Source organism: Montanilutibacter psychrotolerans, assembly GCF_003719825.1.
In the GTDB taxonomy this organism is placed as follows: Bacteria; Pseudomonadota; Gammaproteobacteria; order Xanthomonadales; family Xanthomonadaceae; genus Montanilutibacter; species Montanilutibacter psychrotolerans.
This window is the reverse complement of sequence record NZ_RIBS01000005.1, coordinates 140,164-163,667: the sequence shown is the minus strand read 5'-3', so window position 1 is coordinate 163,667 and position 23,504 is coordinate 140,164. Positions and strand designations below refer to the sequence as shown.

Genomic DNA, 23,504 nt, shown 5'->3' with positions numbered 1-23,504 from the left:
ACGTGTCAACTCCTGTCTTCCTCTTTCTTCAGCGTTGGCCACGCTGCGCGCAGGTATGCGGCGCCCGACCACAGGGTCAGAATCGCCGCCACCGCGAGCAGCCACTCGCCGATCGCGAACACCGGCAGTCCGAACAAGGGCTCCTTGTAGAGCAGGAACACCAGCGCGACCATCTGAACGATGGTCTTGAACTTGCCGATGGCGGCAACCTTGACCACGGCCCGCTCGCCCAGCTCGGCCATCCACTCGCGCAGCGCCGACACGGCGATCTCGCGGCCAATGATGACCGCGGCCCACAGCGCCATCCAGATCGTGTGGTGGCTCTGCACGGTGATCACCAGCGCCACGGCGACCATCAGCTTGTCGGCAACCGGATCGAGGAAGGCGCCGAACGCCGAGAACTGGTTATAGCGGCGCGCGATCCAGCCATCGAGCCAGTCGGTGACGGACGCAAACGCGAAGATGAAGGCCGCCGCGAAATTGGTCCATTTGAACTCCAGGTAGAACACCAGCACCAGCACCGGGATCAGGACGATCCGCAGCAGGGTCAGCATGGTCGGTACCGTCAACTTCATCCTTCACTCCGCGAACCGGTGTTGGGCACGTCCCTGGCCGGCGAATCCAGCCCGTGCAGGGTGGCATAGATACGCTCGGCCAACGCGGCGTTGACGCCTTCGACCCGGGAAATTTCCTCGACGCCGGCCGCCTTGAGTCCGCCCAGTCCGCCGAAATGCCGCAACAGGTTAGCCCGACGGCGCGGGCCGATGCCGGGAATATCCTCGAGACGGCTGCTGTTTCGCACCTTCTGGCGTCGACCACGGTGCCCGGTGATCGCGAATCTGTGCGCCTCGTCACGCACTTGCTGGACCAGCTGGAGAGCCGGGGAGTCGGCGCCCGGGCGCACGCTACGGCCGTCGGGCAGCAGCAACTCCTCGTCGCCGGGACGACGTGCCGGGCCCTTGGCCACGCCCACCAGTACCACCGCGTTGATGCCCAGCTCGTCGAGTACGGCACGCGCCTGTGCGACCTGCCCGGCACCGCCGTCGATCAGCAGCACGTCCGGCAACACGCCGAGGGGCTCGCCGCGCGCGCGTTTGCCGGCGGGCGCGGCTTCGGTGGGCACGGCATCGGGGAGCACGGCATCGGCGGACGCGTCGCCGCCCTGCCCTGACGCCATTCCCTCCGTCCCATCACGCAGCGCGGCCTCTTCGACCGCACGCCGGAAGCGCCTGTGCAGCGCCTGGTGCATGGCGGCGTAGTCGTCACCTGGCTCGATGCCGCTGATGTTGTAGCGCCGGTACTGCCCGCGTACCGGACCCTGCGCGTCGAACACCACGCACGAGGCGACGGTAGCCTCGCCCATGGTGTGGCTGATGTCGAAGCACTCGATGCGCGCGGCGATCTCTTCCAGGCCCAGCAACTTGCGCAGATCGTCGGCGCGCGCGTGCTGGGCCGCGTTGCTGGTCTGCTCGCCGGCCAGCGCGATGGCGGCGTTGCGTCGCGCCAGATCAACGTAACCGGCGCGCTCGCCGCGCACGTTGCACCGGATCTGCACGCGGCGATCGCCTGCGCTGGACAGCGCCTGCTCGATCAGCTCGCGGTCGGGAATATCGCGATCGAGCACGATCTCACGCGGCGGCATCTGCTCGCCGTAGTACTGCGACACGAACGCGGCCAGCACTTCTTCTGCGTTGTCGCTGCCGTTGGTCTTGGGGAAGAAGGATCGCGTGCCCAGATTGCGGCCATCCCGGAACGCCAGCAGCAGCACGCATGCCTGTGCGCCGTGCATCGCGCAGGCAAGCACGTCCAGATCCGCGGCGCGGCCATCGACGTACTGGCGCGCCTGCAGCGTGCGGATCGACGCCACCAGGTCGCGCAGGCGCGCAGCCTCTTCAAAGTCGAGGCGATCGCTCGCGGCCTGCATCGTGCGTCCGAGTTCGTCGGTCAGCTCGTCGCTGCGGCCGTCCAGCAGCAGCGTCGCGCGCCGGACGCTGTCGGCATAGTCGCGCGCCTGCACCAGCCCCACGCAGGGTGCGCTGCAGCGGCCGATCTGGTGCTGCAGGCAGGGTCGCGAGCGATTGCGGAACACGCTGTCCTCGCAACTGCGCAGGCGGAACAGCTTGTGCATGAGGTTCATCGTCTCGCGCACCGCCAGCACACTGGGGTACGGACCGAAGTAGCGCCCGGGCACGGCGCGCGGGCCGCGATGCATCGCGATGCGCGGCCACGGCTCGCTGGTCATCAGGACGTATGGGTAGCTCTTGTCGTCGCGCAGCAGCACGTTGTAACGCGGCTTCAACGACTTGATCAGCTGGTTCTCGAGGATCAGCGCCTCGGCCTCGGTCCGGGTGACCGTGACCTCCATGCGTGCGACCTGGGACAGCATCGCCATGATCCGCGCCGATTTTGGCGTCGCATTGAAGTAGCTCGACACGCGGTTTTTGAGCGCACCGGCCTTGCCCACGTACAGCACGCTGTCGTCGGCGGCGAGCATGCGGTACACGCCCGGCGCGGTGCTCAGCGCACGAACGAAATCCTTGCCGTCGAACAGCGGCGGCGCGACCGGGGACGTCATCGGGTGCGCTCCAGCTGGGCCCGCGCGCGCGGCGGCGCGCACGACGCGGGGCGCGCGGTCGTGGGCGGGAAGGCAAGCAACAGGGGCTGCAGGATGGCGGGCATCGACAATGAGATGGTATCGGCAAGCGTCACGATCAAGCACGTTGCCGTGATTGGGTCGAACCGCACACGGTCGGGTCGCGCAGCCCGGTCCGGATCGATCACGTACGACAATGCGTCGGGCGGCTCAGCTGCGCCAGCGGGAAACCGGCAACTGCAGCAAGCGTTGGACGGCGGCCTGCGCGGCGGTGTCCAGCAGCCGCCAGGCGTACTCGAATTCCGGCTCGCCGCCGGTGTACGGGTCCGGCACTTCCGCGCCCGCCACCGACCCGTCGCACCAGTCCAGCAGCAGCGCGGCACGCGCGCGGTCCTGGTGGGGCAGTCGCGCGCGAACGTCGCGCAGGTTGGTGGTGTCGGCGCACAGCAGCCAGTCGTGCTGGCCTGCGTCGACGACGCCGAACTGCCGCGCGCGCTGCCCGGAGATGTCGACGTGGTGCCGCGCCGCCATGGCCACCGCGCGCGGGTCCGGCGCATGCCCGACGTGCCAGTCGCCGGTGCCGGCCGAATCGACCTCGACCCGACCCGCCAGCGGCGACGCCGCGATGCGCGCACGCAGCACGCCCTCGGCCATCGGCGAGCGGCAGATGTTGCCCAGGCACACCACCAGCAGGCGCAATGGCTCAGCCATGGCCGCCGGCGAGGTGCGCCTCGGCGCGGATGAGGTCGTCAGGCGTATCGACGCCGGGAGGGAACGGCTCCGGCGTCAGCGCGACCGCGATGCGATGACCGGCCTCAAGCACACGCAACTGCTCCAGCGATTCGACCTGCTCCAGCCGCCCGGCGGGCATCGCCGCGAACTGCTGCAGGAAGCCGGCGCGGTAGCCGTAGATGCCGATGTGGCGAAGCCAGTGTCCACCCGAAGGCAGGCGCGAGCGATCCGCGGCGAATGCATCGCGCGGCCAGGGCAACGGGGCACGGCTGAAGTAAAGGGCGTCGCCATTGGCGGCACGCACGAGCTTGACGGCGTTCGGATCGAACAGGGTGTCGACGTCGTCGATCGGCGTCGCCAGCGTGGACATCACCGCCCCGCTCGCCCGCAGGCACCCCGCCACGGCGCGGATGCCGGCCGCGGGCGCGAAGGGTTCGTCGCCCTGCAGGTTGACGACGATGGTGTCATCGCTCCAGCCGGCGATACGCGCGCATTCGGCGAGGCGATCGGTGCCGGACGCGTGGTCCGGCGATGTCATGGCGACGCGCACGCCGCAGCCGGTCAGCGCGGCGGCGATGCGATCGTCATCGGCAGCGACCCACACCTCGCGCGCGCCAGCGGCCAGCGCCCGGCGTGCGACGTGCAGCACCAGCGGCTCTCCGGCAAGCGCACGCAACGGCTTGCCGGGCAATCGCGATGCGGCGTAGCGCGCCGGGATGGCCACGACAAAACCGTCGGCATCGCGGGGGTCGGCTGGTGTCATTTGGGCTCCCTGGCCGGTCGTGGCAGGCGATCGAGCAACGCGACCCAGAAGGCCTCGGGCAGATCGGCGCGCACCGGCACGCTGTAGTGCAGCTCGGTGACGAATTCGGCGCACTTGACCGCGTCTTTTTCGGTCATCAGCACCGGCAACCGGCTACCGAACTCGAAGTCTTCCGCGCTGTACCGATGGTGATCGGCAAACGCGTGCGGCACCACGGCAATGCCCAATCCACGCAGCATCGAGAAGAAGCGCTCGGGATCGCCGATGCCGGCGACCGCGTGCACGCGTAGTCCGGCAAACGACACCAGCGGCCGCGGACGACCACCGCCCAGCGGCAACGCCTGGTCAGCGAGCAGTCGCATCGGCCATTCGCCGAATCCTGCACCGGGCTGCCCTGGCCCACCGCCGTTGACCACGCGGAAATCGCAGGCCGCTCCGCGCTCCGGCGGTTCGCGCAGCGGTCCGGCTGGAAGCAGTTGGCCGTTGCCGTAACGGCGCCGGCCATCGACGACCTCGATCTCGACATCGCGGGCGAGCCGATAATGTTGCAGGCCGTCGTCGCAGACCACGATATCGCAGCCCGCCGCGGCCAGCGCGCGCGCAGCGGCCGCGCGATTGCGGTCCACGCGCAGGCGCACGCCGGTGCGTCGCACGATCAGCACCGGTTCGTCGCCACCTTCCACCGGATCCATGCCGCGCTCGACCCAGATGGGTTTGCGGGCGTTGTTTCGGCCGTAGCCGCGACTGGCCACGCCCGGGTTCCAGCCGGCCGCGCGCAGCCGTTCGACCAGCTCGATCGTCAATGGGGTCTTGCCGGCGCCGCCGGCGGTGATGTTGCCCACCACCAGCACCGGAACACCCGGATGACGGCGACGCAGGAGGCCCGCGTGATATAGGCGGCGACGCAATGCGGTGACACCGGCATACAGCCCGGCGAGCAGGCGCGCGTGCAGCGGAACGGGCGTATCGCCGTACCAGTAAGGCGGTTGTTGCCCGCGCGGGGCGGATCCGGGTCCGCTCATTGGCCCTCGCGGAACTGCATGCGGTGCAGGTGCGCGTACAACCCGTCCCTGGCCAGCAGTTCGCGATGGCTGCCGCGCTCGACGATGCGTCCCTCGTCGAGGACCAGCACCTGGTCGGCGTGCTCGACCGTGGACAGCCGGTGGGCGATCACCAGCGTGGTGCGATCGGGCATCAGCCGTTCGAGCGCGTCCTGCACGAGGCGTTCGGATTCGTTGTCGAGCGCGGCGGTGGCCTCGTCGAGAATCAGGATCGGGGCGTCCTTGAGCATCGCCCGGGCGATCGCCAGGCGTTGCCGCTGACCACCGGACAACTTGCCGCCCTTGCTGCCGATGCCCGCCTGCAGCCCGTCGGGCAGCCGTTCGACGAACTCCATCGCGTTGGCGTCGCGGATCGCCTGCTGGAGGTTGTCGGCACCGGTATTTTCCAGCTCGCCATAGGCCACGTTGGCCGCAACGCTCCCGTCGAACAGCATGACCTGCTGGCCAACCAGGGCGATCTGCCGGCGCACGTCGGCCAGCGGATAGTCCTGGATCGGGTGGCCGTCGAGCAGGATCTGCCCGGCCTCGGATTCGTAGAAGCGCGGAATCAGCTTGATCAGGCTGGACTTGCCGCTGCCCGAACGTCCGACGATCGCGGTGACCGTACCCGGACGCGCGGTGAAACTGATATCGGCCAGTGCCGGCCGGTCCTGGCCCGGGTAACGCGCGGTGACGTCACGGAACTCGATCAGGCCCTGCGCGCGTGCCAGCGGACGCGTTCCCTCGTCGATCTCGTCCGCGGCGTCGAGCACGCTGAACAAGCGCTCGGCCGACGCCACGCCACGCTGCACCATGCCCTGCACGTTGGTCAGCTGCTTGAGCGCGGGGATCATCGCCATCATCGCCATCATCAGCGCGACGAAGCCGCCGGCGCTGAGCCGTCCGGCCGCGGCCTCGCGACCGGCAAAGAACAGCAGCAGCGCCAGTGCCACCGAGCCCATCAGCTGCACCATCGCCGAGGAGATGCTGCGCGTCGCCTCGACCTTCATGCTCAGCTTGAGGCCAACGTTGGCCTGGCGGGCGTAGCGCTCCAGCTCAACGCCCTGGGCGCCGTAGATCTTCACTTCCTGCTGGTTGGACAGCGCCTGGTCGGCAGCTTGGAGCAGCAGTGCACCGCTTTCCTGCACGCGGTGGCTGATGCTGCGGTAGCGCCGTCCGACACGGTCCATGATCAGCGCCAGCGGTGGCCCCAGGACCAGGATCGCCATCGTCACCTGCCAGCTGGTGGACAACATCACCACCAGCGCACCCAGGATCTGGAACGACTGCTGCAGCATGACCTTGAACGCGTCGACCGCGGCCTGTGCGACCTGGTCACTGTCCGAGCCCAGCCGCACCAGCATCGACGGCACCGGTTCGTTGTCGAAGCGCAGGCCCGGCAGGCGCAGGTATTTGCCCAGCACGTTGACGCGCATGTCGCGGGCGACGCTGCGTCCGGCGCGCGCCATGTTGGTGTCGGCGACGTAGCCGGCGATGCCGCGCACCACGAACAGTCCGACGATCGCCAACGGCAGCAATACGCTCAGGCGCGCATCACGCTCGATGAAGGTGTCGTTGACCACCGGCTCCATCAGCTTGGTGAAACCGGCACCGGCAGCCGCTTCCAGCAGCATCCCGACCAGCGCCAGCAGCAGCAGGCCGCGGTAGGGCCGGGCGAAGGAGATCAGCCGGCGGTAGGTCTGCCACGGCGATTCGGCCGTGGTCACCGGGTGGCACCTGCGGCTGCCCGTGCCTCGGGCGCGGTGGCGATCATTACGCGGCGGAAGCCGAGCTGGCCAAGCGCGTCGTACGCGGTGACAACCGCCTGGTGCGGCGTGCGCGCATCGGCGCGCAGCAGTACCGGGCGTTCCCGATCGCTGCCGACCACCTCGACCAGGGTCACCTTGAGCGACTCGATATCGTCGCGCAGCACCTCGCGGTCGTCCACGAAATAGCGACCGTCGGCGTTGACCAGGAGGCTCAGTGCCTTGTCGGTCTCGCGGGCTGGCTCACCGGTGGCGCGCGGCAGTTCGATCTTGAGGATCGAGCGGGCGTCGAAGGTGGCGGTGACCACGAAGAAGATGATCAGCACCAGGATCACGTCGATCAACGGAACCAGGTTGATCTCCGGCTCGTCGTCGGCGCGGTGGTCGCGAATGCGCATGCGGGCGGGACCTCAGGCGGTCTTCTTGGCCACGGGCGCGGGCGCCGGCGCGACCGGGCGCACCGCCGCGTGCGGCTCGATCACGTCGAGCAGCTGGATGGCCTCGTGCTCCATCGCGACGATGTACTCGGAAATGCGACCGCGGAACCAGCGGTGCGCCATGAGTGCCGGGATGGCAACGATCATGCCCGCGGCGGTGCACACCAGCGCCTTGCCGATACCGCCGGCGAGCTGGGTCACGTCGCCAATGCCGTGGTCGAGGATGCCCAGGAACATCTGGATCATGCCGACCACCGTGCCGAACAGGCCCAGCAGCGGACCGGCAGCGGAGATCGTGCCGAGCGTGTTGAGGTAGCGCTCCATGCGGTGCACGAGATGGCGACCGACGTCCTCGATGCGCTCGCGGATCAGGTCCCGCGGACGGTGACGGACGTCCAGGGCCGCGGCCAGCAGCTCGCCCAGCGGCGAATTGCTGCGCAGGGATTCGATGTGGGCCGGGTCGAGCTTGCCGCCCGCAGCCCAGGTCCGGACTTCCTTGCCCAACGCCGGTGGCAGCACCACCTTGCGACGCAGTGTCCAGGCCCGCTCCGCGATGATCGCCAGGGCGATCGCCGACAACAGCAACAGCGGGATCATCGGCCAACCGCCGGCCTTGACCAATTCCAGCACGCGAACCTCCGGCCCAAGGCCGTGTTATTCAGGCCGATAGGATAGCCCAGCCGGCGCCGTTGCCGACCGCCGGGCGGCGTCCCAGAAGCGCGGGCGTGCCGCACGTCGCGTTTCGACCTCCACCCCGGTTGCCAGCAGCCGCACCCGGACCGCGCCGTCGCGGGCGGTATCCACGGATTGCGCGCCAACCTTGGCCCACCGCGCAAGCACGTCCGGCTTGGGATGCCCGAACCGGTTGCCGTGGCCGGACGACACCAGCACCCGCTGCGGGCGCGTTGCCTGAACGAACCCCGGATCGGACGAGCCACCGCTTCCGTGGTGGGCCGCCAGCACCACGTCGGAGCGCAGCTCGTCCCCATGCAGACGCACCAGGTCGCGCTCGACCACCTGGCCGATATCGCCGGTCAGCAACGCCGAGCCGTGCCGGGCACGAATGCGAAGCACGCAACTCGACTCGTTGCCCAGGTAGGGAAAGTGCGGTGGAGGGTGCAGGAAGGCGAACTCGACCTCATCCCAGGTCCAGCGACGCCCCGCCTCGCACAGCGCCTTGCCCGCGACCGGCGAATCGGCCGGCGCGTAACCCGCATCGGCCGGAAACACGGCAGCGACGGCCGGGTAGCCGCCCGCGTGGTCGTTGTCGCCGTGACTGACGACGGCAGCGTCCAGCCGGCGCACGCCCAGCGCATGCAGCGCCGGAACCACGGCGCGCTCGCCGGCATCGAAGCCATCGCGCACGGCCGGCCCCATGTCGTACAGCAGGGTGTGATGGCGGGTACGTACCAGCACCGACAAGCCCTGCCCCACGTCGAGCATGGCCAGTTCGGCCTCCCCCGTTGCCGGCAGGTGCCGCTGTGGCCACAGCAACGGCAGCCACAGCAGCAACGCCAGCGCCTTGCCGGGAACGCCACGCGGTAGCAACAGCCAGAATGCGCCGAGCAGCGCGAGCGGCAACGCGTACCACGCTGCCTCTGGCAGCCACCACAGCGCCAGTCCGCTGCCGGCCAGCCAATCGAACAGTGGCCAGCTTTGCTGGAAGCACCATGCGGCCGCCTGCCAGCACCACTGCCCCCACCCCGCGTGCAGGCCTTCCAGGCCCGTACCCACCAGCGCTAGTGGCACCACCACCAGACTCCACCATGGCACCGCGATCAGGTTTGCGATCGGCCCGGCCAACGATGCCTGGCCAAACAGCACCACGCCCAGCGGCAACAACCCCAGCGACGCAACGCCCTGTGCCGACACCAGGTCGCCGATCATGGCGCCGCGGCTCGCGGGCTCGGACGATGGCGGCAGGCACCAGAGCAACCAAGCCACGCCAAGAAAGCTCAGCCAGAATCCCGCGGCGAGCACCGCCAACGGATCCACCAGCAACATCGCGATCGCCGCCAGCGCGAGCGTGTCGAACCCGCCGAGCGGGCGCCGTGCGACACGGACCAGGGCCAGGATGGCGATCATCAGCAACGTGCGCACTGTCGGCAGGGCAAACCCGGCGACCGCCGTGTACAGGCTGGCGCCCGCCACGGCAGCCAGCGCCGCGGCAATCTGCCGGGGCCAACGCCGCGCAAGACCGGGAAGCAGCCACCACAGCACGCGCGCCAGCAGGCTGAACAGCCCGGCCACCAGGCCGACGTGGAATCCCGAGATCGCGACAAGGTGGGTCAGGCCATTGGCGCGCAACACTGCCCAGTCGCCATCGTCGAGGCCGCGCGTGTCGCCAACCGACAGGGCCTGCACGAATCGCGCCGCCGGATTGGAAACGCTACCCGCAATACGCGTCGACATGCGTTCGCGCCAGGCCTGGAGTCCCGTGGGGGATGCCAGGAGCCGGGCAAGCGAGGGTTCGCGGATGTACCCGTTGGCCGTGACGCGGCGTGCCATCGCGTGCATCTCGGCGTCCATGCCACCGGGATTGCGCAGCCCGCGCGGTGCTCGCAGCCGCACGTCGAACTGCCAGCGCTGACCGGCCAGCAACTCGCGGCGAGCTTCCGGGTTGTCGCTGTACCAGGCCAGGCGCAGAAGCCGACCCCGCAGAGCAGCCGGCTGCGAGACATCGTTGTCGACGCGGACATCCAGCCGCGTGCGACGCGGCTCGTGCACGGGCAGCTCGACGATGCGCCCGGCAATCCGCGTTTCGAGGCGGGTCAGGTCTGCCGGCAATTGCAGCGAGAGGGCATGCGCGGCGTGCAGGCTGGCCAGCGCAAATCCCGTCAGGAGGGGGCCGTACCAGCGCCCAGCCCGGCCGTGCCACCAGCCGGCGACCCCGATGCCGAGCACGGCGAGCGCCAACCACCAAGGCGAAAGCCAGGGCAGCCCGAGGGCGGCGGTGGTTCCGATCAACAACGCCGCTGCGGCGGCAGTTCCAAACGGCGGCGTCCTTGCCGCGTCGTCCATGGCGACACCTCGTGCGGGCCAGTTGCTTCAGCGTGCCCTCGTGAGGGCGGCTGTGGTTCCGATCAACAGCGCCGCTTTGGCGGCAATTCGAAACGGCGGCGTCCTTGCCGCGTCGTCCATGGCTACACCTCGTGCGGGGCCAGTTGCCTCAGCTTGCCCTCGTGCAGTTCCAGCACGCGGTCCAGGCGCCGCGCGAGGCGGCGGTCGTGGGTTACCAGCACCAGACTGGTGCCCTGCTCCCGATTAAGCGAGAGCATCAGGTCGAACACGGTGGCTGCGGTTTTCTCGTCGAGATTGCCGGTGGGTTCGTCGCCGAGCACGCAGGCCGGACGATTGACCAGCGCCCGCGCCACGGCGGCACGCTGGCGCTCGCCACCGGAAAGCTCACCGGGTTTGTGCTGCAGTCGGTGGCCCAGGCCTACCGATTCCAGCAGTTCGCGCGCGTGCCGGCTGGCCTCGGCCACCGACGGACTGTCACGCCCGGTCCGCAGCAGCACCGGCAACATGACGTTCTCCAGCGCAGTGAACTCGGGCAGCAAGTGGTGGAACTGGTAGACGAAGCCGAGCGCGCGATTGCGCAGCGCCCCGCGTGCCGCGTCCGACAAGGCACTCATCATCGTGCCGGTGACGTACACCTCACCGGCCGAAGGTGTGTCCAGGCCCCCCAACAGGTGCAGCAGGGTGCTCTTGCCGGCGCCGGAGGCACCCAGCACGGCGACGGTCTCGCCCCGGCGCACGTCCAGCTCGAGGCCATCGAATACCGGCGTGTACAGGGTTCCTTCGGAATAGGTCTTGCTCAGGCCTTCGCAGCGCAACACCACCTCGTCGTGGCGTTCGCGCGCGGTTGCAGCACTGGTGTCGGATGGATTCTGGTGCATCGCCTCACTCATAGCGCAGCGCCTCCGCCGGCGGGGTACGCGCGGCGCGCCACGCCGGGTAGATCGTTGCCACGAACGCCATCAGCAAGGCCACGATCGCAATGGTGACCACGTCGGTGGTCTGCAGCTCGGTGGGCAAACCGGTGATGTAGTACACATCCTCGGGCAGCAGTTGGACGCCCAGCGCCCATTCGATTGCCGCCAGGATGTACTCCAGGTTGAGGGTCAGCAGCACGCCGCCGATCACACCCAGCACGGTGCCGATCACGCCGATAAGTGTGCCCTGCACCACGAACACCTGCATCACCGCGCGCGGTGCCAGCCCGAGCGTGCGCAGGATGGCGATGTCGGCCTGCTTGTCGGTGACCAGCATCACCTGCGAGGACACCAGGTTGAACGCGCCCATCGCGATGATCAGCGACAGCAGGATCGCCATGATGGTTTTCTCCATCTTGAGCGCGCGGAACATGTTGGCGTTCTCGCTGGCCCAGTCGCTGACGCGATACGGCCCGCCGAGCTTGAGCGCGAGGTCGCGCGCCACCTCGAATGCCCGGTCCATGTCGTGCAGTTTCAGGCGCACGCCGGTGACGCCATCGCCCATGCGCAGCACGCGCTGCATGTCGTGCATGTTGGCGAATGCCATGCCGCGGTCGAACTCGCTGTAGCCGGCCTCAAAGATGCCGCTGACGGAAAAACGCTTGAGTTGCGGCACCGCGCCCAGGGGGGTGCTGCGGAAATCGGAGGTGGTGACCACCACGCTGTCGCCAACGCCGACGCCCAGCCAGATGGCCAACTCCTTGCCGAGAATGATGTTGAAGCGGCCGGCGACCAGCGAGTCGAGACGGCCCTGCCCCTTGACCATCTTCTGGCCCAGCACCGACACCTTGCCTTCTTCGGTTGGCAGCACGCCGCGCACGATGGCCGGCTGGTTGCGCGAACCGGCCAGCAGCGCCTCCTTCTCGACGTAGGGCGCGGCGCCGGCGACGCGTGGATCGGCAGCGGCGACGGCGATTGCGCGCTGCCAGTCGGCGAGCGGCTCGCCGGCGGCGCTGACCGTGGCGTGCGACGCCATCTGCAGCATTCGGTCGCGGATCTCGCGCTGGAAACCGCTCATCACCGCCAGGGTGGTGATCAGCGCCGCCACGCCCAGGGCGATGCCGAGGATCGAGGCCATCGAGATGAAGGAGATGAAACCATTACGGCGCTTGGCGCGCAGGTAGCGCAGGCCGATCGCTACGGGGATGGGTTTGAACATGGGGCATCTATGCCTGCGGGGCCGCTATGGTGCCATCGATCGCGCCGGTGGCGCAGGCCGCCGCGCCACCATCGCCAGTCGCAGTTCACGCCGCCCCCGACGATCGAGGGTGTCGGGCCAGGCCGACATGCGCTGCAGGCGCCCTTTGGGATCACGCCAGCGCAGAAACGCCAGGGGGCCGCGCCAGACCACGCTGACGGAGGCCATGGCCTCGCCATCGAGCGTGGCGATGCCGTCGCCCTCGGGCAGCACCAGCTTGCGCGGAGGCAGCCGCCACTGGCGCCGGGCCAGCCAGGTCGCATGCGCCAACGCAGCCAGCGCCAACGGTACGGCGGTCGAACGTGGCATTTCACTGGCCAGCACCGAGAACCCGGAAAGCATTCCCAACATCAACAGCAACCCCGCGAGCAGACGCGAGGCGTGCCACTCAAGGCGGCAGGGTGCGGATGTGGTCGACCAGTGTGGCGAGTTCGGCATCGGTGGGACGCTCGTGGCCCATGAACCAGTGCCAGAGCCTATCGTCCTCGGTGTCGAGCAGTCGAAGGAAAACTACGCGTTCGTCGGTGGGCGCTTGCCGCCAGCAACGGTCGAGATACCGCCCGAGCAACTGGTCGAGTTCGCGCATGCCGCGCCGGCAACGCCAGCGCAAGCGACGCAGCTCGATCTCGTCGGCGTCGCTGAGCGGCGGTTGGGTCATGCCTGTAGCAGGCCGATTGCCAGCACGGCCCACAACGCCCACAGCATCGCGGCACCAGCGGCGTACGCGTAGAAGCGGTGCATCACCTTGTTGTAGCCGCACTGGATGGCGCTGTGCAGGACGCGAAGCCCCACGAACGCCCACGCCAGGCCGAGGATCGACGGCGCGACCTGCCCGGTCAACGCGGCCACCACCAACGCCAGGTAGAACAGCACCGGCAACTCGAACAGGTTGCGGAAGTTGTCGGCGGCGCGGCTGTCGGTCAGGCGCGCGGTGGCCTGGGACGATGTGGCCACGGCCTGCGGGTGGATGCGGTCGCGCTTCATCTGGCCCACGCGGAGGAAAAACATCCGCAGCCAGACCATCAGCGTCAACGTCGCCATCGCGACGGCCGGAAGGAAGATCGCCTTGCTCTCCATCAACAACCTCGTACTGGTTGTGGCCGTCCATGCCGGACGGCAAAGGTGCGAACGCACCGGGGGATCTACCACGCGCAGCGACGGTCAGCCGCTGCGGCACCTTGCCTGCCGGGAAACCCGGTCAACGCCGCTTCCGGGTGACGGAAGCGGTAGCACACCTGCCACCGTCAATCAGGCGCGGCGCGCGAGCATCAGCTTCTTGATCTCGCCAATCGCCTTGGCCGGATTCAGCCCCTTCGGGCAGGTCCGCGCGCAATTCATGATGGTGTGGCAGCGATACAGCTTGAACGGGTCTTCGAGATCGTCCAGGCGCGCACCGGTGTCCTCGTCGCGCGAGTCGACGATCCAGCGGTAGGCCTGCAGCAGCACGGCCGGGCCGAGGTAACGGTCGCCGTTCCACCAGTAGCTCGGGCAGCTGGTCGAGCAGCACGCACACAGGATGCATTCGTACAGACCGTCGAGCTTCTTGCGGTCTTCCGGCGACTGCAGGCGCTCGCGATCCGACGGGGTGGCGCTCTGCGTGCGCAGCCACGGCTTGATCGACGCGTACTGCGCGTAGAAATGGGTGAGGTCCGGGACCAGGTCCTTGACCACTTCCATGTGCGGCAGCGGGTAGATCGGCACCTCGGCCTTTTCGCAATCGCTGATCGCCTTGGTGCAGGCCAGCGTGTTGGTGCCGTCGATGTTCATCGCGCACGAACCGCAGATGCCTTCACGGCACGAACGCCGGAAAGTCAGGGTCGGATCGATCTCGTTCTTGATCTTGATCAGCGCGTCCAGAACCATCGGACCGCACGCCGCCATGTCCACCTCGTAGGTGTCCACGCGCGGGTTCATGCCGTCATCGGGATTCCAGCGGTACACCTTGAAGGTGCGCGGCTGCTTGGCGCCCTGGGCCGGGAAATGCCGGCCCTTCTGGATCTGCGAGTTTTTCGGGAGAGTGAATTCGGCCACGGTGATGCTCGCTCCAGATCAGTAGACGCGCTTCTTCGGCGGGATCACGGACACGTCGTCGCTCAACGTGTACATGTGCACCGGGCGATAGTCGATGCGGGTCTCGCCCTTGTCGTCCAGCCAGCACAGGGTGTGCTTGTGCCAGTTGACGTCGTCGCGCTCCGGGAAGTCCTCGCGGGCGTGCGCGCCACGCGACTCGGTGCGGTTTTCCGCCGAGACGATCGTGGTCAGCGCCTGGCCCAGCAGGTTGGACAACTCGTAGGTCTCGATCAGGTCCGAATTCCAGATCAGCGAACGGTCGCTGACCTTGACGTCGGCGAACGAGGCGTTGATCTCGCGGATCTTCTTGACGCCGTCGGCCAGGGTCTCGCCGGTGCGGAACACCGCAGCGTCGGCCTGCATCGTGCGCTGCATCTTGTCGCGGATGACCGCGGTGGGCGTGCCACCACTGGCGTTGCGCAGCTTGTCCAGTCGCGCCAGCGCCTGGTCGCAGGCATCGGCAGCGAGCTTGGCGTGCTTGCCGTCGCGCTTGACGGTCTCGGCGGCGCGGTTGGCCACCGCGCGGCCGAACACCACCAGGTCGAGCAGCGAGTTCGAGCCCAGGCGGTTGGCGCCGTGCACCGACACGCAGGCCGCTTCGCCGATGGCGTACAGGCCCGGCACGACTTCGTCGGGGTTGCCGTTCTTCAGCTGCACCACTTCGCCGTGGTAATTCGTGGGGATGCCGCCCATGTTGTAGTGCACGGTCGGGATCACCGGGATCGGCTGCTTCTCGACGTCGACGTTGGCGAAGATGCGCGCCGATTCGGCGATGCCGGGCAGCTTCTCGTGGATCACTTCCGGTCCGAGGTGGGTCAGGTCGAGCAGGATGTGGTCCTTGTGCTCGCCGACGCCGCGGCCTTCGCGGATCTCGATGGTCATCGAACGGCTGACCATGTCGCGCGGGGCGAGGTCCTTCACGCTCGGGGCGTAGCGCTCCATGAAGCGCTCGCCATTGCTGTTGCGCAGGATGCCGCCCTCACCACGCACGCCTTCGGTGATCAGGCAGCCGGCGCCGTAGATGCCGGTCGGGTGGAACTGGACGAACTCCATGTCCTGCAGCCCGAGGCCCGCGCGCAGCGCCATGCCGCCACCGTCGCCGGTGCAGGTGTGGGCCGAGGTTGCCGAGAAGTACGCGCGGCCGTAGCCGCCGGTGGCCAGCACGGTGCCCTGCGCCTTGAACAGGTGCAGCGTGCCTTCGGCCATGTCCAGCGCGAGCACGCCGCGGCAGGCGCCGTGCTCGTCCATGATCAGGTCGAGCGCGAAGTACTCGATGAAGAACTGCGCGTCGTGCGCCAGCGACTGCTGGTACAGCGTGTGCAGGATGGCGTGTCCGGTGCGGTCGGCGGCGGCGCAGGTGCGCTGCGCCGGCGGGCCTTCGCCGTACTGGGTGGTCATGCCACCGAACGGGCGCTGGTAGATCTTGCCTTCGGCCGTGCGCGAGAACGGCACGCCCTGGTGCTCGAGCTCGATGATCGCCGGGATCGCCTCGCGGCACATGTACTCGATCGCGTCCTGATCGCCCAGCCAGTCCGAGCCCTTTACGGTATCGAAGAAGTGGTAGCGCCAGTCGTCCTCGCCCATGTTGGCAAGCGCGGCCGAGATGCCGCCCTGCGCGGCAACGGTGTGCGAACGGGTCGGAAACACCTTGGTGATGCAGGCGGTCTTCAGGCCCTTCTGGGCCAGGCCGAAGGTCGCACGCAGGCCCGCGCCGCCGGCGCCGACCACGATCATGTCGAAGGTGTGTTCCTGGATCTTGTATGCGGCAGGCATGGTGTTCAGTTCCCCAGCGCGATGCGGATGACGGCGAGCACGCTGGCGATGGCAGCGAGGACACAGATAAAGCGGACGGCAAGCTGCGAGGCGAACGCCAGGCCCGGGGCATGGACGTAGTCTTCGATGACCACCTGCATGCCGAGCTGGGCATGCCAGAACGCCGTGACCAGGAACGCCACCAGCAGCACGGCGTTGCACGGGTTGGCGACGGCCGCGCGCACGGTCGCGTAGTCGGCACCGGCATGCCATACCACCAGGCCGACGACGTAGGTCGCCAGGAAGATCAGCGCCACGGCGGTGATGCGCTGGACGATGAAGTGGTGCGTACCGTCCTTCGCCGAACCCAGGCCGCGCGCGGTCTTGAGCGGGTTACGCAGGTTGTTGCCGTTCATGCGCCACCCCGCTGCATCATCGCTACGATCCAGATCAGGCTGGTCAGCGCGAGGCTGCCGAACACCGAGATCCAGCTGCTGCGCACGAACGCGGCGATGGCGTAGCCGTAGCCGGCGTCCTGGACCAGGTGACGGATGCCGTTGATCAGGTGGTAGGCAAATGCCCAGCTCCAGCCAAACAGCACGATGAAGCCCAGCGGCGAGCGCGCGCACGCGCTGAACTGCGCCCATGCGTCGGGCCCGGCGGCCAATGCCAGCAACGCCCACACGATCAGCAGGCTGCCGAGGGCAAGGATCACACCGGTGGCCCGGTGCACGATGGAGGTCATCATCTGGACCTGCGGGCGATACACCTGCAGATGCGGTGACAACGGACGTTCGCGATTCGCCATGGGCGTGCGCTGTCTCTCGGCTGGGCGGCGTGACGCCGCGTGGCGGGACGAAATGGTGGGGGAGCGGTCGGGTGCAGCGGTTGAAACGGGTCGGTATGGCGTCAGAAATCGATGCAGCGGCCGTTCTTTTCCCAGTCGCCGTAACGGGTAGGCTCGGGCCCTTCGCGACCGCCCACTTCCTTGGGCGGCTGGACGTCGGCATCGGCCTTTTCGGCCGGCGGCGAGGTCGGTTGGGCTGCGGTGTCCGTGGTGGTTTCGCCTATCATTTCAGCGCCAAAGCTTAAGTCCCGACCTCATGCATGACAACCCGCAGGCCGCATCCGGCCGTCATTTCGCCCTGTCCGGCACGTCCGTGGCCACGCTCGAGGGGCGCGATGCGGCGGCTTTCGCGCAGGCGCAGTTCTGCAACGACGTGACCGCCATCACGCCAGGACAGTGGCAATGGAGCGGCTGGTTGACCCCGAAAGGTCGCGTAATGGCGCTGTTCGCCCTGCTCAAGCGCAGCGACGAGTCGCTGCTGCTGTGGCTGCCCGATGCCAACGCGGTCGCCTTCTGCGATGCGCTGCGGCGCTTCGTGTTCCGCAGCAAGGTGGTTGTCAGGCCACGCGAAGACCTTTTCGCCAGCGGGCGCTTCGAGGCCCCCGCCGTCGCCAATGGCAATACGTTCGATGACCGGGCCGGCAGCGGCGCCCTGGAACTGGATCTGGAGCTGGACCTGGGCGCCGACGGTGGACCGCGGTGCCTGCGCATCGGCGCGGACGCAGGGGCCGAAGACGCGGCGGCGATGGCGCAATGGGCGGCGTTCGATCTGGCCCACGGCCTGCCACGCCTGCCGGAGTCGCAGGTCGAGCACTGGACGCCGCAACAGTTGTCGCTGCAGCGCCTGAATGCCTTCAGCGTCAAGAAGGGCTGCTATCCGGGCCAGGAAATCGTGGCCCGCACCCATTTCCTGGGCAAGGTAAAGCGCGGCCTGGCGCTGCTCGAAGGCGGCGGCAGAATCGACCCCGGCGCCGAAGTGCGCGCCGGCGACACTGCGATCGGCAACGTGGTGTGCGCGGCCGGCAACCGGTTCGCGCTGGCGGTACTGCCGTTGGAACGCACACCGTCGGCATTGGCCATCGGCGGCATGCCGGTGCAGGAACTCACGTTGCGCGAAGGGCTCGCCCGCTAGCGGCGCGCCAGACCGCTACCGGCCCGCTGCGGGGTGCTCCGAAAGTCCGGACCGACCCGCACGCGTGATCCACCAGGGCGCCGACGTGGCGCCGGGCTGACACCTCGCCCGGTCACCACGATCCAGCCCCCGTTTCCCGCGGTCAGCCGGCCAGCCTGTCTGCCGCGGCCACGATGTCGTCCTCGCCCGGGATCACCAGGAACGCGGCACCGGCCAGCGGGGTGTAGGTGTCGACACCAACCACGCGCTGCATCGGCACGTTGCCGAGACCGCCCTCGGCCAGCGCGGTGATCACACCCTCGCCGACGCCGGCGCTGCGACGGCCTTCGTCGACCACGATGATCCGGCGGGCATTGCGCGCCTGCTCGACGATGAACGCATCGTTGAGCGGCACCAGCCAGCGCAGGTCGACCACCCTCGCCTTCCAGCCGTGCTTGCGGCCGATCTCGCGCACTGCACGCAGGCTCATCGGCACGCCGTTGCCGTAGCTGAACACCACCAGGTCGTCGCCCTCGCCACCCGCTTCGGGCGGGTAGACACGCCCTTCGCCGAGCGTCATCGCCTCGTCGGCCTTCGGGTAGCTGGTCAACCAGCCGCCGTCGCCGGGCTCGTACAGGTCCTTGGTCATGTACAGCGCGATCGGTTCGAGCAGCGCGCAGACGCGACCGTCAACCTTGGCCAGCGCCATCAGCGTGCGCAGCATGGTCGCCGCGTCGTCGCCGCGCGACGGACAGCCCACGACGAGGCCGGGGATATCGCGCAGCGCGGTGATCGAGTTGTCGTTGTGGAAGTGCCCGCCGAAGCCGCGCTGGTAACCCAGGCCAGCGATGCGCACGACCATCGGGTTGCGGTACTGGTCGTTGCTGAAGAACTGCAGGCTGGCCGCCTCGCCGCGGATCTGGTCGCAGGCGTTGTGGAAGTACGCCAGGTACTGGATCTCCGGCAGCGGCAGCATGCCGACGTTGGCGAAGCCCTGCGCCATGCCCAGGATCATCGTCTCGTCGAGCAGCGTGTTGAACACGCGACGCGGGCCGAACGCCTTCTGCAGGCCCTTGGTGACGGTGTACACGCCGCCCTTCTGCGCCACGTCCTCGCCGAACAGCAGGGTCTCGGGGTATTTGGCGAACACGTCGTGCAGCGCGTTGTTGATCTGGATTGCCATATGCCGCGGCGGTTGGTTTTCCGGCAGCTTGGCCTCGCTACCGAACACCTGCAGGCGCTTGTCGTCGTAATCGGCGCGCACGGCCTCGCGCTGCACCGCCTCGGGCGAGTACGGCGCCAGCGGCGCGATCACATCGTCCAGGCGATCGAGCTTGGGTCGACGGTCGGCCTCCTCGGCGGCGGCGAAGCACTTGGCACGGGTGGCTTCGTACAGCGCCAACACCTCGTCCTTCGACATCAGGCCCGACTCAAGTGCGATCGCCGCCGAGCGCAGCAGCGGATCGGTGGCCTCGACCGCGCACAGCTCCTCGATCGAACGCCATTCAATCTCGAAGTCGGTGCCGGCGTGACCCATGATCCGGGTCGTGCGCAGGTGCAGGAAGGTGGGACGGCGCGTGCGACGGCAGTGCTCGACGGCGCGCTGCACGTCGCCGTATCCGCCAGCCAGGTCCAGGCCGTCGGCGTAGAAGTAGTCCAGGTCAGGGCGTTGGGCGAAGTTGCGTGCCACCCAGCCATCGGGCGTCTTCACCGAAATGCCGATGCCGTTGTCCTCGCACACGAACAGCACCGGTGCGGGGAGCTTCTGGTAGGCGGTCCAGGCAGCGGCGTTGAACGCGGTCTGCGCGGTGGCGTGGTTGCTGGATGCGTCGCCGAACGAGCAGATGGCGATGCTGTCGTCGGGAATCGGCAAGGCGTGGCCGTTGCGGCGACCGGCCTCGATTGCCACCGCGGTGCCCAGCGCCTTGGGCAGGTGCGAGGCGATCGTCGAGGTCTGCGGCAGCACCCACAACGGCTTGCTGCCCCACACCTTGTGGCGGCCGCCGGATGCCGGATCGTCCTTGCTGGCGGCGAAGCTCAGCGCCGAATCCATCACCGGATCCATGCCCGGCAACTTGCGGAAACGCTCGGCCATGAAGCCGCCGCTGCGGTAGTGCAGGAACGCCGGATCGGTGTGGCGCGTGAGGCGCGCGACCATCGCGTTGCCTTCGTGGCCGGAGGAACCGATCGTGTAGAAGACCTTGTTCTGCACGCGCAGCACGCGCGCCATCAGGTCCAGGTGCCGGCTGACCAGCTGCGACTCGAACAGCTCGCGGAAGCCGCGCGCGTCCAGTGCGCTGCCGTCCAGGATCGCCTCGTCCGGCGACGGCCGGGCGTCGCTGCGACCGTTCCAGGCGTGCACGAACTCGCTGAAGTTGACGTCGCAGATCTCGGCGCGGTTGAGGCCCTTCATGCGCGCGAGAATGGGGTTGGACTGGGCGGACATCGGATTCACTCGGAAGGCGGGATTGGGGTCACCGTCGGTGCCACGGGGCAACCGTCGATGGGTGGCTGGCACGGCGCTTCGCGCCGGCACCAGCCGTTTGCGATGAAGGTCAGTCGGACCGGGCGATACGCGCGGTGGCCTCTGCATCGGGGTCGGGCATCGCGACAAAGCCCGGCGTCTTGCGGACCCGCGCAAGCCAGTCGCGAAGCGCCGGATACGCGGAGAGATCGAAGCCGCCGTCGCCGGCGACATCGGTGTAGGCAAACAACGCGATGTCGGCAACGCCGTAGTTGTCACCGGTGAACCAGGGCTGCGTCGACAGGTGCCGCTCCATCACCGCCAGCGCCTGGTGGCCGCGCTCGCGCAGCCGCGGCAGGTCGGCGCGACGCGGAGAATCCAGCGGCGTCCAGCCGCAGATGAAACGCGCGACCGCCACGAAGGGTTCGTGGCTGTACTGCTCGAAAAACATCCAGCTCAGCGCCTGTGCGCGCTGCCAGCTGTCCACCGGCAGGAACGACGAACCCTCGGCAAGCCAGCACAGGATCGCGTTCGACTCGGTCAGCACGCGGCCGTCGTCGAGCTCCAGTACCGGCACCTTGCCGTTCGGATTCAAGGCCAGGAACTGCGGCGTGTGGGTCTCGCCCTTGCTGGGGTCGACCTCGTTCCAACGGTACTCGCGACCGAGCTGATCCAGCAGCAGGCGCAGCTTGTGGCAGTTGCCGGAGGGGGAAAACCCGTGGACGGTGATCATGCGCGGGCTCCCTGGCCACGGCGGTGGGCAAACCAGGCTTCGCGGGTCTGCTTCCAGACCTCGACGGGCTCGTCATTGAACGGTTCCGGCAGCAGCTTGCCGACGTGGCTGAACTGCGAGCCGAGCCGGGCGGCCAGCGCCTTGGACGCGGTGTTTTCCGGGGAGATGGTGTGGATCACCTCCTGCCAGCCCAGCGTGTCGAACGCCCAGTCGATGGCCGCCGTGGCGCCTTCGGTGGCGTAGCCCTTGCCGGCAACATCGCCGATCACGCTCCAGCCGACCTCGGTACCCGGCCAGCCCTCCGGGCACCAGGGTCCGAGCCGGCCAACCCAGCGTCCGGTGTCCTTCTCGATCACCGAGAACATCGCATAGCCGCGCATTGCCCAGCAGCCGATCATCGCCGCGAGCCCACGCCAGGCGACCGGCCGTGCCTGCGCGCCACCGATGAAGCGGGTGCGTTCTTCGTCGGCCATGAACGCCGCCCACGGCTCGAAGTCCGCCTCGCAAGGTGGGCGCAGCAGCAGGCGTTGCGTTTCCAGCTGGATGTCGGGAATCTGCATTCGGCGCTCCTTGCTCCACTTCGCTTCGGACGTGGTTGGGGTGAGGGCCGTTCCGGCGGCACTCCACCGGGACGCCCATCCGGGCTGCGGCACGGACCGGACGTGCGACGCGATCGCACGCCCGACGGTCACGCCCCGAGTGCGGCCCTTCCCGATGTCCGGGAAAGGCCGCGACGCGATCAGAACGCGCTGATGCCGGTCAACTCGCGACCGATCACCAACTGGTGCACGGTCTCGGTGCCTTCATAGGTGATCACCGACTCGAGGTTCAGCGCATGGCGAATCGCGCCGTGCTCGGTGGTGATGCCGGCGCCGCCGAGCAGGTCGCGGCACTCACGGGCAATGTCGATCGCCATGCGGCAGTTGTTCCACTTGGCCAGCGACACCTGCGCCGGCTGCATGTTGCCGGCGTCCTTCAGGCGACCCAGTTGCACGACCAGCAGCTGCGCCAGCGTGATGCGGCGGGCCATCTCGGCCATCTTGATCTGCGCGCTCTGCGTGGCGGCCACCGGGCGGTCGAACAGGATGCGTTCCTTGGTGTAGGCCAGCACTTCGTCGAGGCAGGCGATCGCCGCGCCGATCGGGCCCCAGGTGATGCCGTAGCGGGCCTGCGTGAGGCAGCCCAGCGGACCCTTGAGACCCTTCACGTTCGGCAGGCGGTTGGCGTCCGGAACGCGCACGTTGTCGAAGAACAGCGCGCTGGTGACCGACGCGCGCAAGCTCATCTTGTGCTTGATCTCCTGCGCGGTGAAGCCGGCCATGCCCTTCTCGACGATGAAGCCCTGGATGCCCTCGTCGGTCTGGGCCCAGACGATGGCGATGTCGGCGACATTGCCGTTGGTGATCCACATCTTGGAGCCGTTGAGGACCCAGTCGTCGCCATCACGCTTGGCGTTGGTCTTCATGTTGGCCGGGTCGGAACCGCCGTGCGGTTCGGTCAGGCCGAAGCAGCCGATCACCTTGCCCGCGGCCATGTCCGGCAGCCAGCGCATGCGCTGCTCTTCCGAACCGTAGGCATAGATGGGGTACATGCACAGCGAGCTCTGCACGCTGACGAAACTGCGGATGCCGCTGTCGCCGCGCTCGAGCTCCTGGCAGATCAGACCGTAGCTGACGGCATTGAGGCCGGCGCAACCGTACTTTTCCGGCAGCGAGGAGCCAAGCAGGCCCAGCTCCGCAATCTCGGGGATCAGTTCCTTCGGGAAGCGGCCCTGGTCGAACGCGTCACCGATGATCGGCAGCACGCGCTCGTTGGTGAAACGCGCCACCGTGTCCTGTACCGCGCGCTCCTCGTCCGTGAGCAGGGAGCGAACGTCGTACAGATCGAAGGGATGCAGGGCCATGGCGCACTCGGGCTTGGGGAAAAGAGCGCCATTGTAAAGGCCGTGCGTGGGCGGGGTAACCCCGCCCGGCTGCCGCGGCAGCGCGCCGTGCGTCGTCACA

Annotated in this window: 23 protein-coding genes and 1 pseudogene; 1 reads left to right on the top strand and 23 read right to left on the bottom strand. The window is 68.3% G+C overall.

All coding sequences use genetic code 11. From position 1 onward, the window contains the following. Window positions 1-5: 5 nt before the first annotated feature. From pgsA to EER27_RS11785, 19 genes and pseudogenes are all read right to left on the bottom strand, one after another. On the bottom strand, window positions 6-575 hold the full coding sequence (gene pgsA / locus EER27_RS11880; protein ID WP_123088332.1) for a CDP-diacylglycerol--glycerol-3-phosphate 3-phosphatidyltransferase: 570 nt from the start codon (window positions 573-575) through the stop codon (window positions 6-8). Further along, entirely contained in the window at window positions 572-2,575 is a 2,004-nt protein-coding gene (gene uvrC / locus EER27_RS11875; RefSeq protein ID WP_123088331.1) for an excinuclease ABC subunit UvrC, read from the bottom strand. Before uvrC ends, pgsA begins: the two co-directional genes overlap by 4 nt. A gap of 228 nt (window positions 2,576-2,803) precedes the next feature. Beyond that, complete coding sequence (locus EER27_RS11865) at window positions 2,804-3,292, bottom strand: low molecular weight protein-tyrosine-phosphatase (RefSeq protein ID WP_123088505.1); 489 nt, start codon at window positions 3,290-3,292, stop codon at window positions 2,804-2,806. Window positions 3,293-3,296: 4 nt separating this feature from the next. Beyond that, window positions 3,297-4,088, bottom strand: a complete 792-nt coding sequence (gene kdsB / locus EER27_RS11860) for a 3-deoxy-manno-octulosonate cytidylyltransferase (protein WP_123088329.1) — start codon at window positions 4,086-4,088, stop codon at window positions 3,297-3,299. Continuing rightward, window positions 4,085-5,110, bottom strand: coding sequence for a tetraacyldisaccharide 4'-kinase (gene lpxK / locus EER27_RS11855; protein ID WP_123088328.1), 1,026 nt, complete (start codon window positions 5,108-5,110; stop codon window positions 4,085-4,087). Before lpxK ends, kdsB begins: the two co-directional genes overlap by 4 nt. Continuing rightward, window positions 5,107-6,855: a lipid A export permease/ATP-binding protein MsbA gene (gene msbA / locus EER27_RS11850; RefSeq protein WP_223807304.1), complete on the bottom strand. Its 1,749-nt coding sequence runs from the start codon at window positions 6,853-6,855 to the stop codon at window positions 5,107-5,109. The genes lpxK and msbA overlap by 4 nt, the downstream gene beginning before the upstream one ends. Then, entirely contained in the window at window positions 6,852-7,292 is a 441-nt protein-coding gene (locus tag EER27_RS11845) for an ExbD/TolR family protein (RefSeq protein WP_123088327.1), read from the bottom strand. Before EER27_RS11845 ends, msbA begins: the two co-directional genes overlap by 4 nt. Before the next feature lie 12 nt (window positions 7,293-7,304). Beyond that, window positions 7,305-7,961, bottom strand: a complete 657-nt coding sequence (locus EER27_RS11840; RefSeq protein WP_123088326.1) for a MotA/TolQ/ExbB proton channel family protein — start codon at window positions 7,959-7,961, stop codon at window positions 7,305-7,307. Next, a pseudogene (locus EER27_RS11835) lies at window positions 7,855-10,352 on the bottom strand (DNA internalization-related competence protein ComEC/Rec2); the annotation flags it as partial. The pseudogene EER27_RS11835 and the gene EER27_RS11840, both read right to left, overlap by 107 nt. Before the next feature lie 122 nt (window positions 10,353-10,474). Continuing rightward, window positions 10,475-11,230, bottom strand: coding sequence for a lipoprotein-releasing ABC transporter ATP-binding protein LolD (gene lolD / locus EER27_RS11830; RefSeq protein ID WP_123088324.1), 756 nt, complete (start codon window positions 11,228-11,230; stop codon window positions 10,475-10,477). Window positions 11,231-11,234: 4 nt separating this feature from the next. Next, complete coding sequence (locus EER27_RS11825) at window positions 11,235-12,485, bottom strand: lipoprotein-releasing ABC transporter permease subunit (RefSeq protein ID WP_123088323.1); 1,251 nt, start codon at window positions 12,483-12,485, stop codon at window positions 11,235-11,237. A gap of 24 nt (window positions 12,486-12,509) precedes the next feature. Continuing rightward, window positions 12,510-12,875 carry a hypothetical protein gene (locus tag EER27_RS11820; protein WP_223807303.1) on the bottom strand — a complete coding sequence of 122 codons (366 nt, stop codon included), beginning with the start codon at window positions 12,873-12,875 and terminating at the stop codon, window positions 12,510-12,512. A 37-nt stretch (window positions 12,876-12,912) separates the two neighbouring features. Next, on the bottom strand, window positions 12,913-13,182 hold the full coding sequence (locus tag EER27_RS11815; RefSeq protein ID WP_123088321.1) for an FAD assembly factor SdhE: 270 nt from the start codon (window positions 13,180-13,182) through the stop codon (window positions 12,913-12,915). Further along, window positions 13,179-13,601: an MAPEG family protein gene (locus EER27_RS11810; protein WP_123088320.1), complete on the bottom strand. Its 423-nt coding sequence runs from the start codon at window positions 13,599-13,601 to the stop codon at window positions 13,179-13,181. The genes EER27_RS11815 and EER27_RS11810 overlap by 4 nt, the downstream gene beginning before the upstream one ends. A gap of 171 nt (window positions 13,602-13,772) precedes the next feature. Further along, window positions 13,773-14,555 carry a succinate dehydrogenase iron-sulfur subunit gene (locus tag EER27_RS11805; RefSeq protein WP_123088319.1) on the bottom strand — a complete coding sequence of 261 codons (783 nt, stop codon included), beginning with the start codon at window positions 14,553-14,555 and terminating at the stop codon, window positions 13,773-13,775. An 18-nt stretch (window positions 14,556-14,573) separates the two neighbouring features. Continuing rightward, window positions 14,574-16,367, bottom strand: coding sequence for a succinate dehydrogenase flavoprotein subunit (gene sdhA / locus EER27_RS11800; protein WP_123088318.1), 1,794 nt, complete (start codon window positions 16,365-16,367; stop codon window positions 14,574-14,576). A 5-nt stretch (window positions 16,368-16,372) separates the two neighbouring features. Further along, window positions 16,373-16,762 (bottom strand): succinate dehydrogenase, hydrophobic membrane anchor protein, encoded by a 390-nt coding sequence (gene sdhD / locus EER27_RS11795; RefSeq protein ID WP_123088317.1) that lies wholly within the window; start codon window positions 16,760-16,762, stop codon window positions 16,373-16,375. Next, entirely contained in the window at window positions 16,759-17,154 is a 396-nt protein-coding gene (gene sdhC / locus EER27_RS11790; RefSeq protein ID WP_123088316.1) for a succinate dehydrogenase, cytochrome b556 subunit, read from the bottom strand. The genes sdhD and sdhC overlap by 4 nt, the downstream gene beginning before the upstream one ends. A 101-nt stretch (window positions 17,155-17,255) precedes the next feature. After that, entirely contained in the window at window positions 17,256-17,420 is a 165-nt protein-coding gene (locus EER27_RS11785) for a DUF1674 domain-containing protein (protein WP_123088315.1), read from the bottom strand. A gap of 29 nt (window positions 17,421-17,449) precedes the next feature. On the opposite strand from EER27_RS11785, the gene ygfZ reads away from it, so the two are divergent. Next, a complete protein-coding gene (ygfZ, locus tag EER27_RS11780; protein WP_123088314.1) occupies window positions 17,450-18,325 on the top strand; it encodes a CAF17-like 4Fe-4S cluster assembly/insertion protein YgfZ in 876 nt (291 codons plus the stop codon). Between the two features lie 142 nt (window positions 18,326-18,467). Here the strand turns inward: ygfZ and EER27_RS11775 are convergent, their stop codons facing one another. The 4 genes from EER27_RS11775 to EER27_RS11760 form a co-directional block, all read right to left on the bottom strand. Next, a complete protein-coding gene (locus tag EER27_RS11775; RefSeq protein WP_123088313.1) occupies window positions 18,468-20,750 on the bottom strand; it encodes a thiamine pyrophosphate-dependent enzyme in 2,283 nt (760 codons plus the stop codon). Window positions 20,751-20,859: 109 nt separating this feature from the next. Beyond that, a complete protein-coding gene (locus EER27_RS11770) occupies window positions 20,860-21,501 on the bottom strand; it encodes a glutathione S-transferase family protein (protein WP_123088312.1) in 642 nt (213 codons plus the stop codon). Further along, window positions 21,498-22,061 (bottom strand): GNAT family N-acetyltransferase, encoded by a 564-nt coding sequence (locus EER27_RS11765; RefSeq protein ID WP_123088311.1) that lies wholly within the window; start codon window positions 22,059-22,061, stop codon window positions 21,498-21,500. The genes EER27_RS11770 and EER27_RS11765 overlap by 4 nt, the downstream gene beginning before the upstream one ends. 179 nt (window positions 22,062-22,240) lie before the next feature. Further along, window positions 22,241-23,404, bottom strand: a complete 1,164-nt coding sequence (locus tag EER27_RS11760) for an acyl-CoA dehydrogenase family protein (RefSeq protein ID WP_123088310.1) — start codon at window positions 23,402-23,404, stop codon at window positions 22,241-22,243. Window positions 23,405-23,504 lie beyond the last annotated feature (100 nt).

Coding starts and splice junctions, on each gene's coding strand:
- pgsA (WP_123088332.1), bottom strand. CDS start 575: ATGAAGTTGACGGTACCGACCATGCTGACCCTGCTGCGGATCGTCCTG.
- uvrC (WP_123088331.1), bottom strand. CDS start 2,575: ATGACGTCCCCGGTCGCGCCGCCGCTGTTCGACGGCAAGGATTTCGTT.
- kdsB (WP_123088329.1), bottom strand. CDS start 4,088: ATGACACCAGCCGACCCCCGCGATGCCGACGGTTTTGTCGTGGCCATC.
- lpxK (WP_123088328.1), bottom strand. CDS start 5,110: ATGAGCGGACCCGGATCCGCCCCGCGCGGGCAACAACCGCCTTACTGG.
- EER27_RS11845 (WP_123088327.1), bottom strand. CDS start 7,292: ATGCGCATTCGCGACCACCGCGCCGACGACGAGCCGGAGATCAACCTG.
- lolD (WP_123088324.1), bottom strand. CDS start 11,230: ATGCACCAGAATCCATCCGACACCAGTGCTGCAACCGCGCGCGAACGC.
- EER27_RS11825 (WP_123088323.1), bottom strand. CDS start 12,485: ATGTTCAAACCCATCCCCGTAGCGATCGGCCTGCGCTACCTGCGCGCC.
- EER27_RS11820 (WP_223807303.1), bottom strand. CDS start 12,875: ATGTTGGGAATGCTTTCCGGGTTCTCGGTGCTGGCCAGTGAAATGCCA.
- EER27_RS11815 (WP_123088321.1), bottom strand. CDS start 13,182: ATGACCCAACCGCCGCTCAGCGACGCCGACGAGATCGAGCTGCGTCGC.
- EER27_RS11810 (WP_123088320.1), bottom strand. CDS start 13,601: ATGGAGAGCAAGGCGATCTTCCTTCCGGCCGTCGCGATGGCGACGTTG.
- sdhA (WP_123088318.1), bottom strand. CDS start 16,367: ATGCCTGCCGCATACAAGATCCAGGAACACACCTTCGACATGATCGTG.
- sdhD (WP_123088317.1), bottom strand. CDS start 16,762: ATGAACGGCAACAACCTGCGTAACCCGCTCAAGACCGCGCGCGGCCTG.
- sdhC (WP_123088316.1), bottom strand. CDS start 17,154: ATGGCGAATCGCGAACGTCCGTTGTCACCGCATCTGCAGGTGTATCGC.
- EER27_RS11785 (WP_123088315.1), bottom strand. CDS start 17,420: ATGATAGGCGAAACCACCACGGACACCGCAGCCCAACCGACCTCGCCG.
- ygfZ (WP_123088314.1), top strand. CDS start 17,450: ATGCATGACAACCCGCAGGCCGCATCCGGCCGTCATTTCGCCCTGTCC.
- EER27_RS11775 (WP_123088313.1), bottom strand. CDS start 20,750: ATGTCCGCCCAGTCCAACCCCATTCTCGCGCGCATGAAGGGCCTCAAC.
- EER27_RS11770 (WP_123088312.1), bottom strand. CDS start 21,501: ATGATCACCGTCCACGGGTTTTCCCCCTCCGGCAACTGCCACAAGCTG.
- EER27_RS11765 (WP_123088311.1), bottom strand. CDS start 22,061: ATGCAGATTCCCGACATCCAGCTGGAAACGCAACGCCTGCTGCTGCGC.
- EER27_RS11760 (WP_123088310.1), bottom strand. CDS start 23,404: ATGGCCCTGCATCCCTTCGATCTGTACGACGTTCGCTCCCTGCTCACG.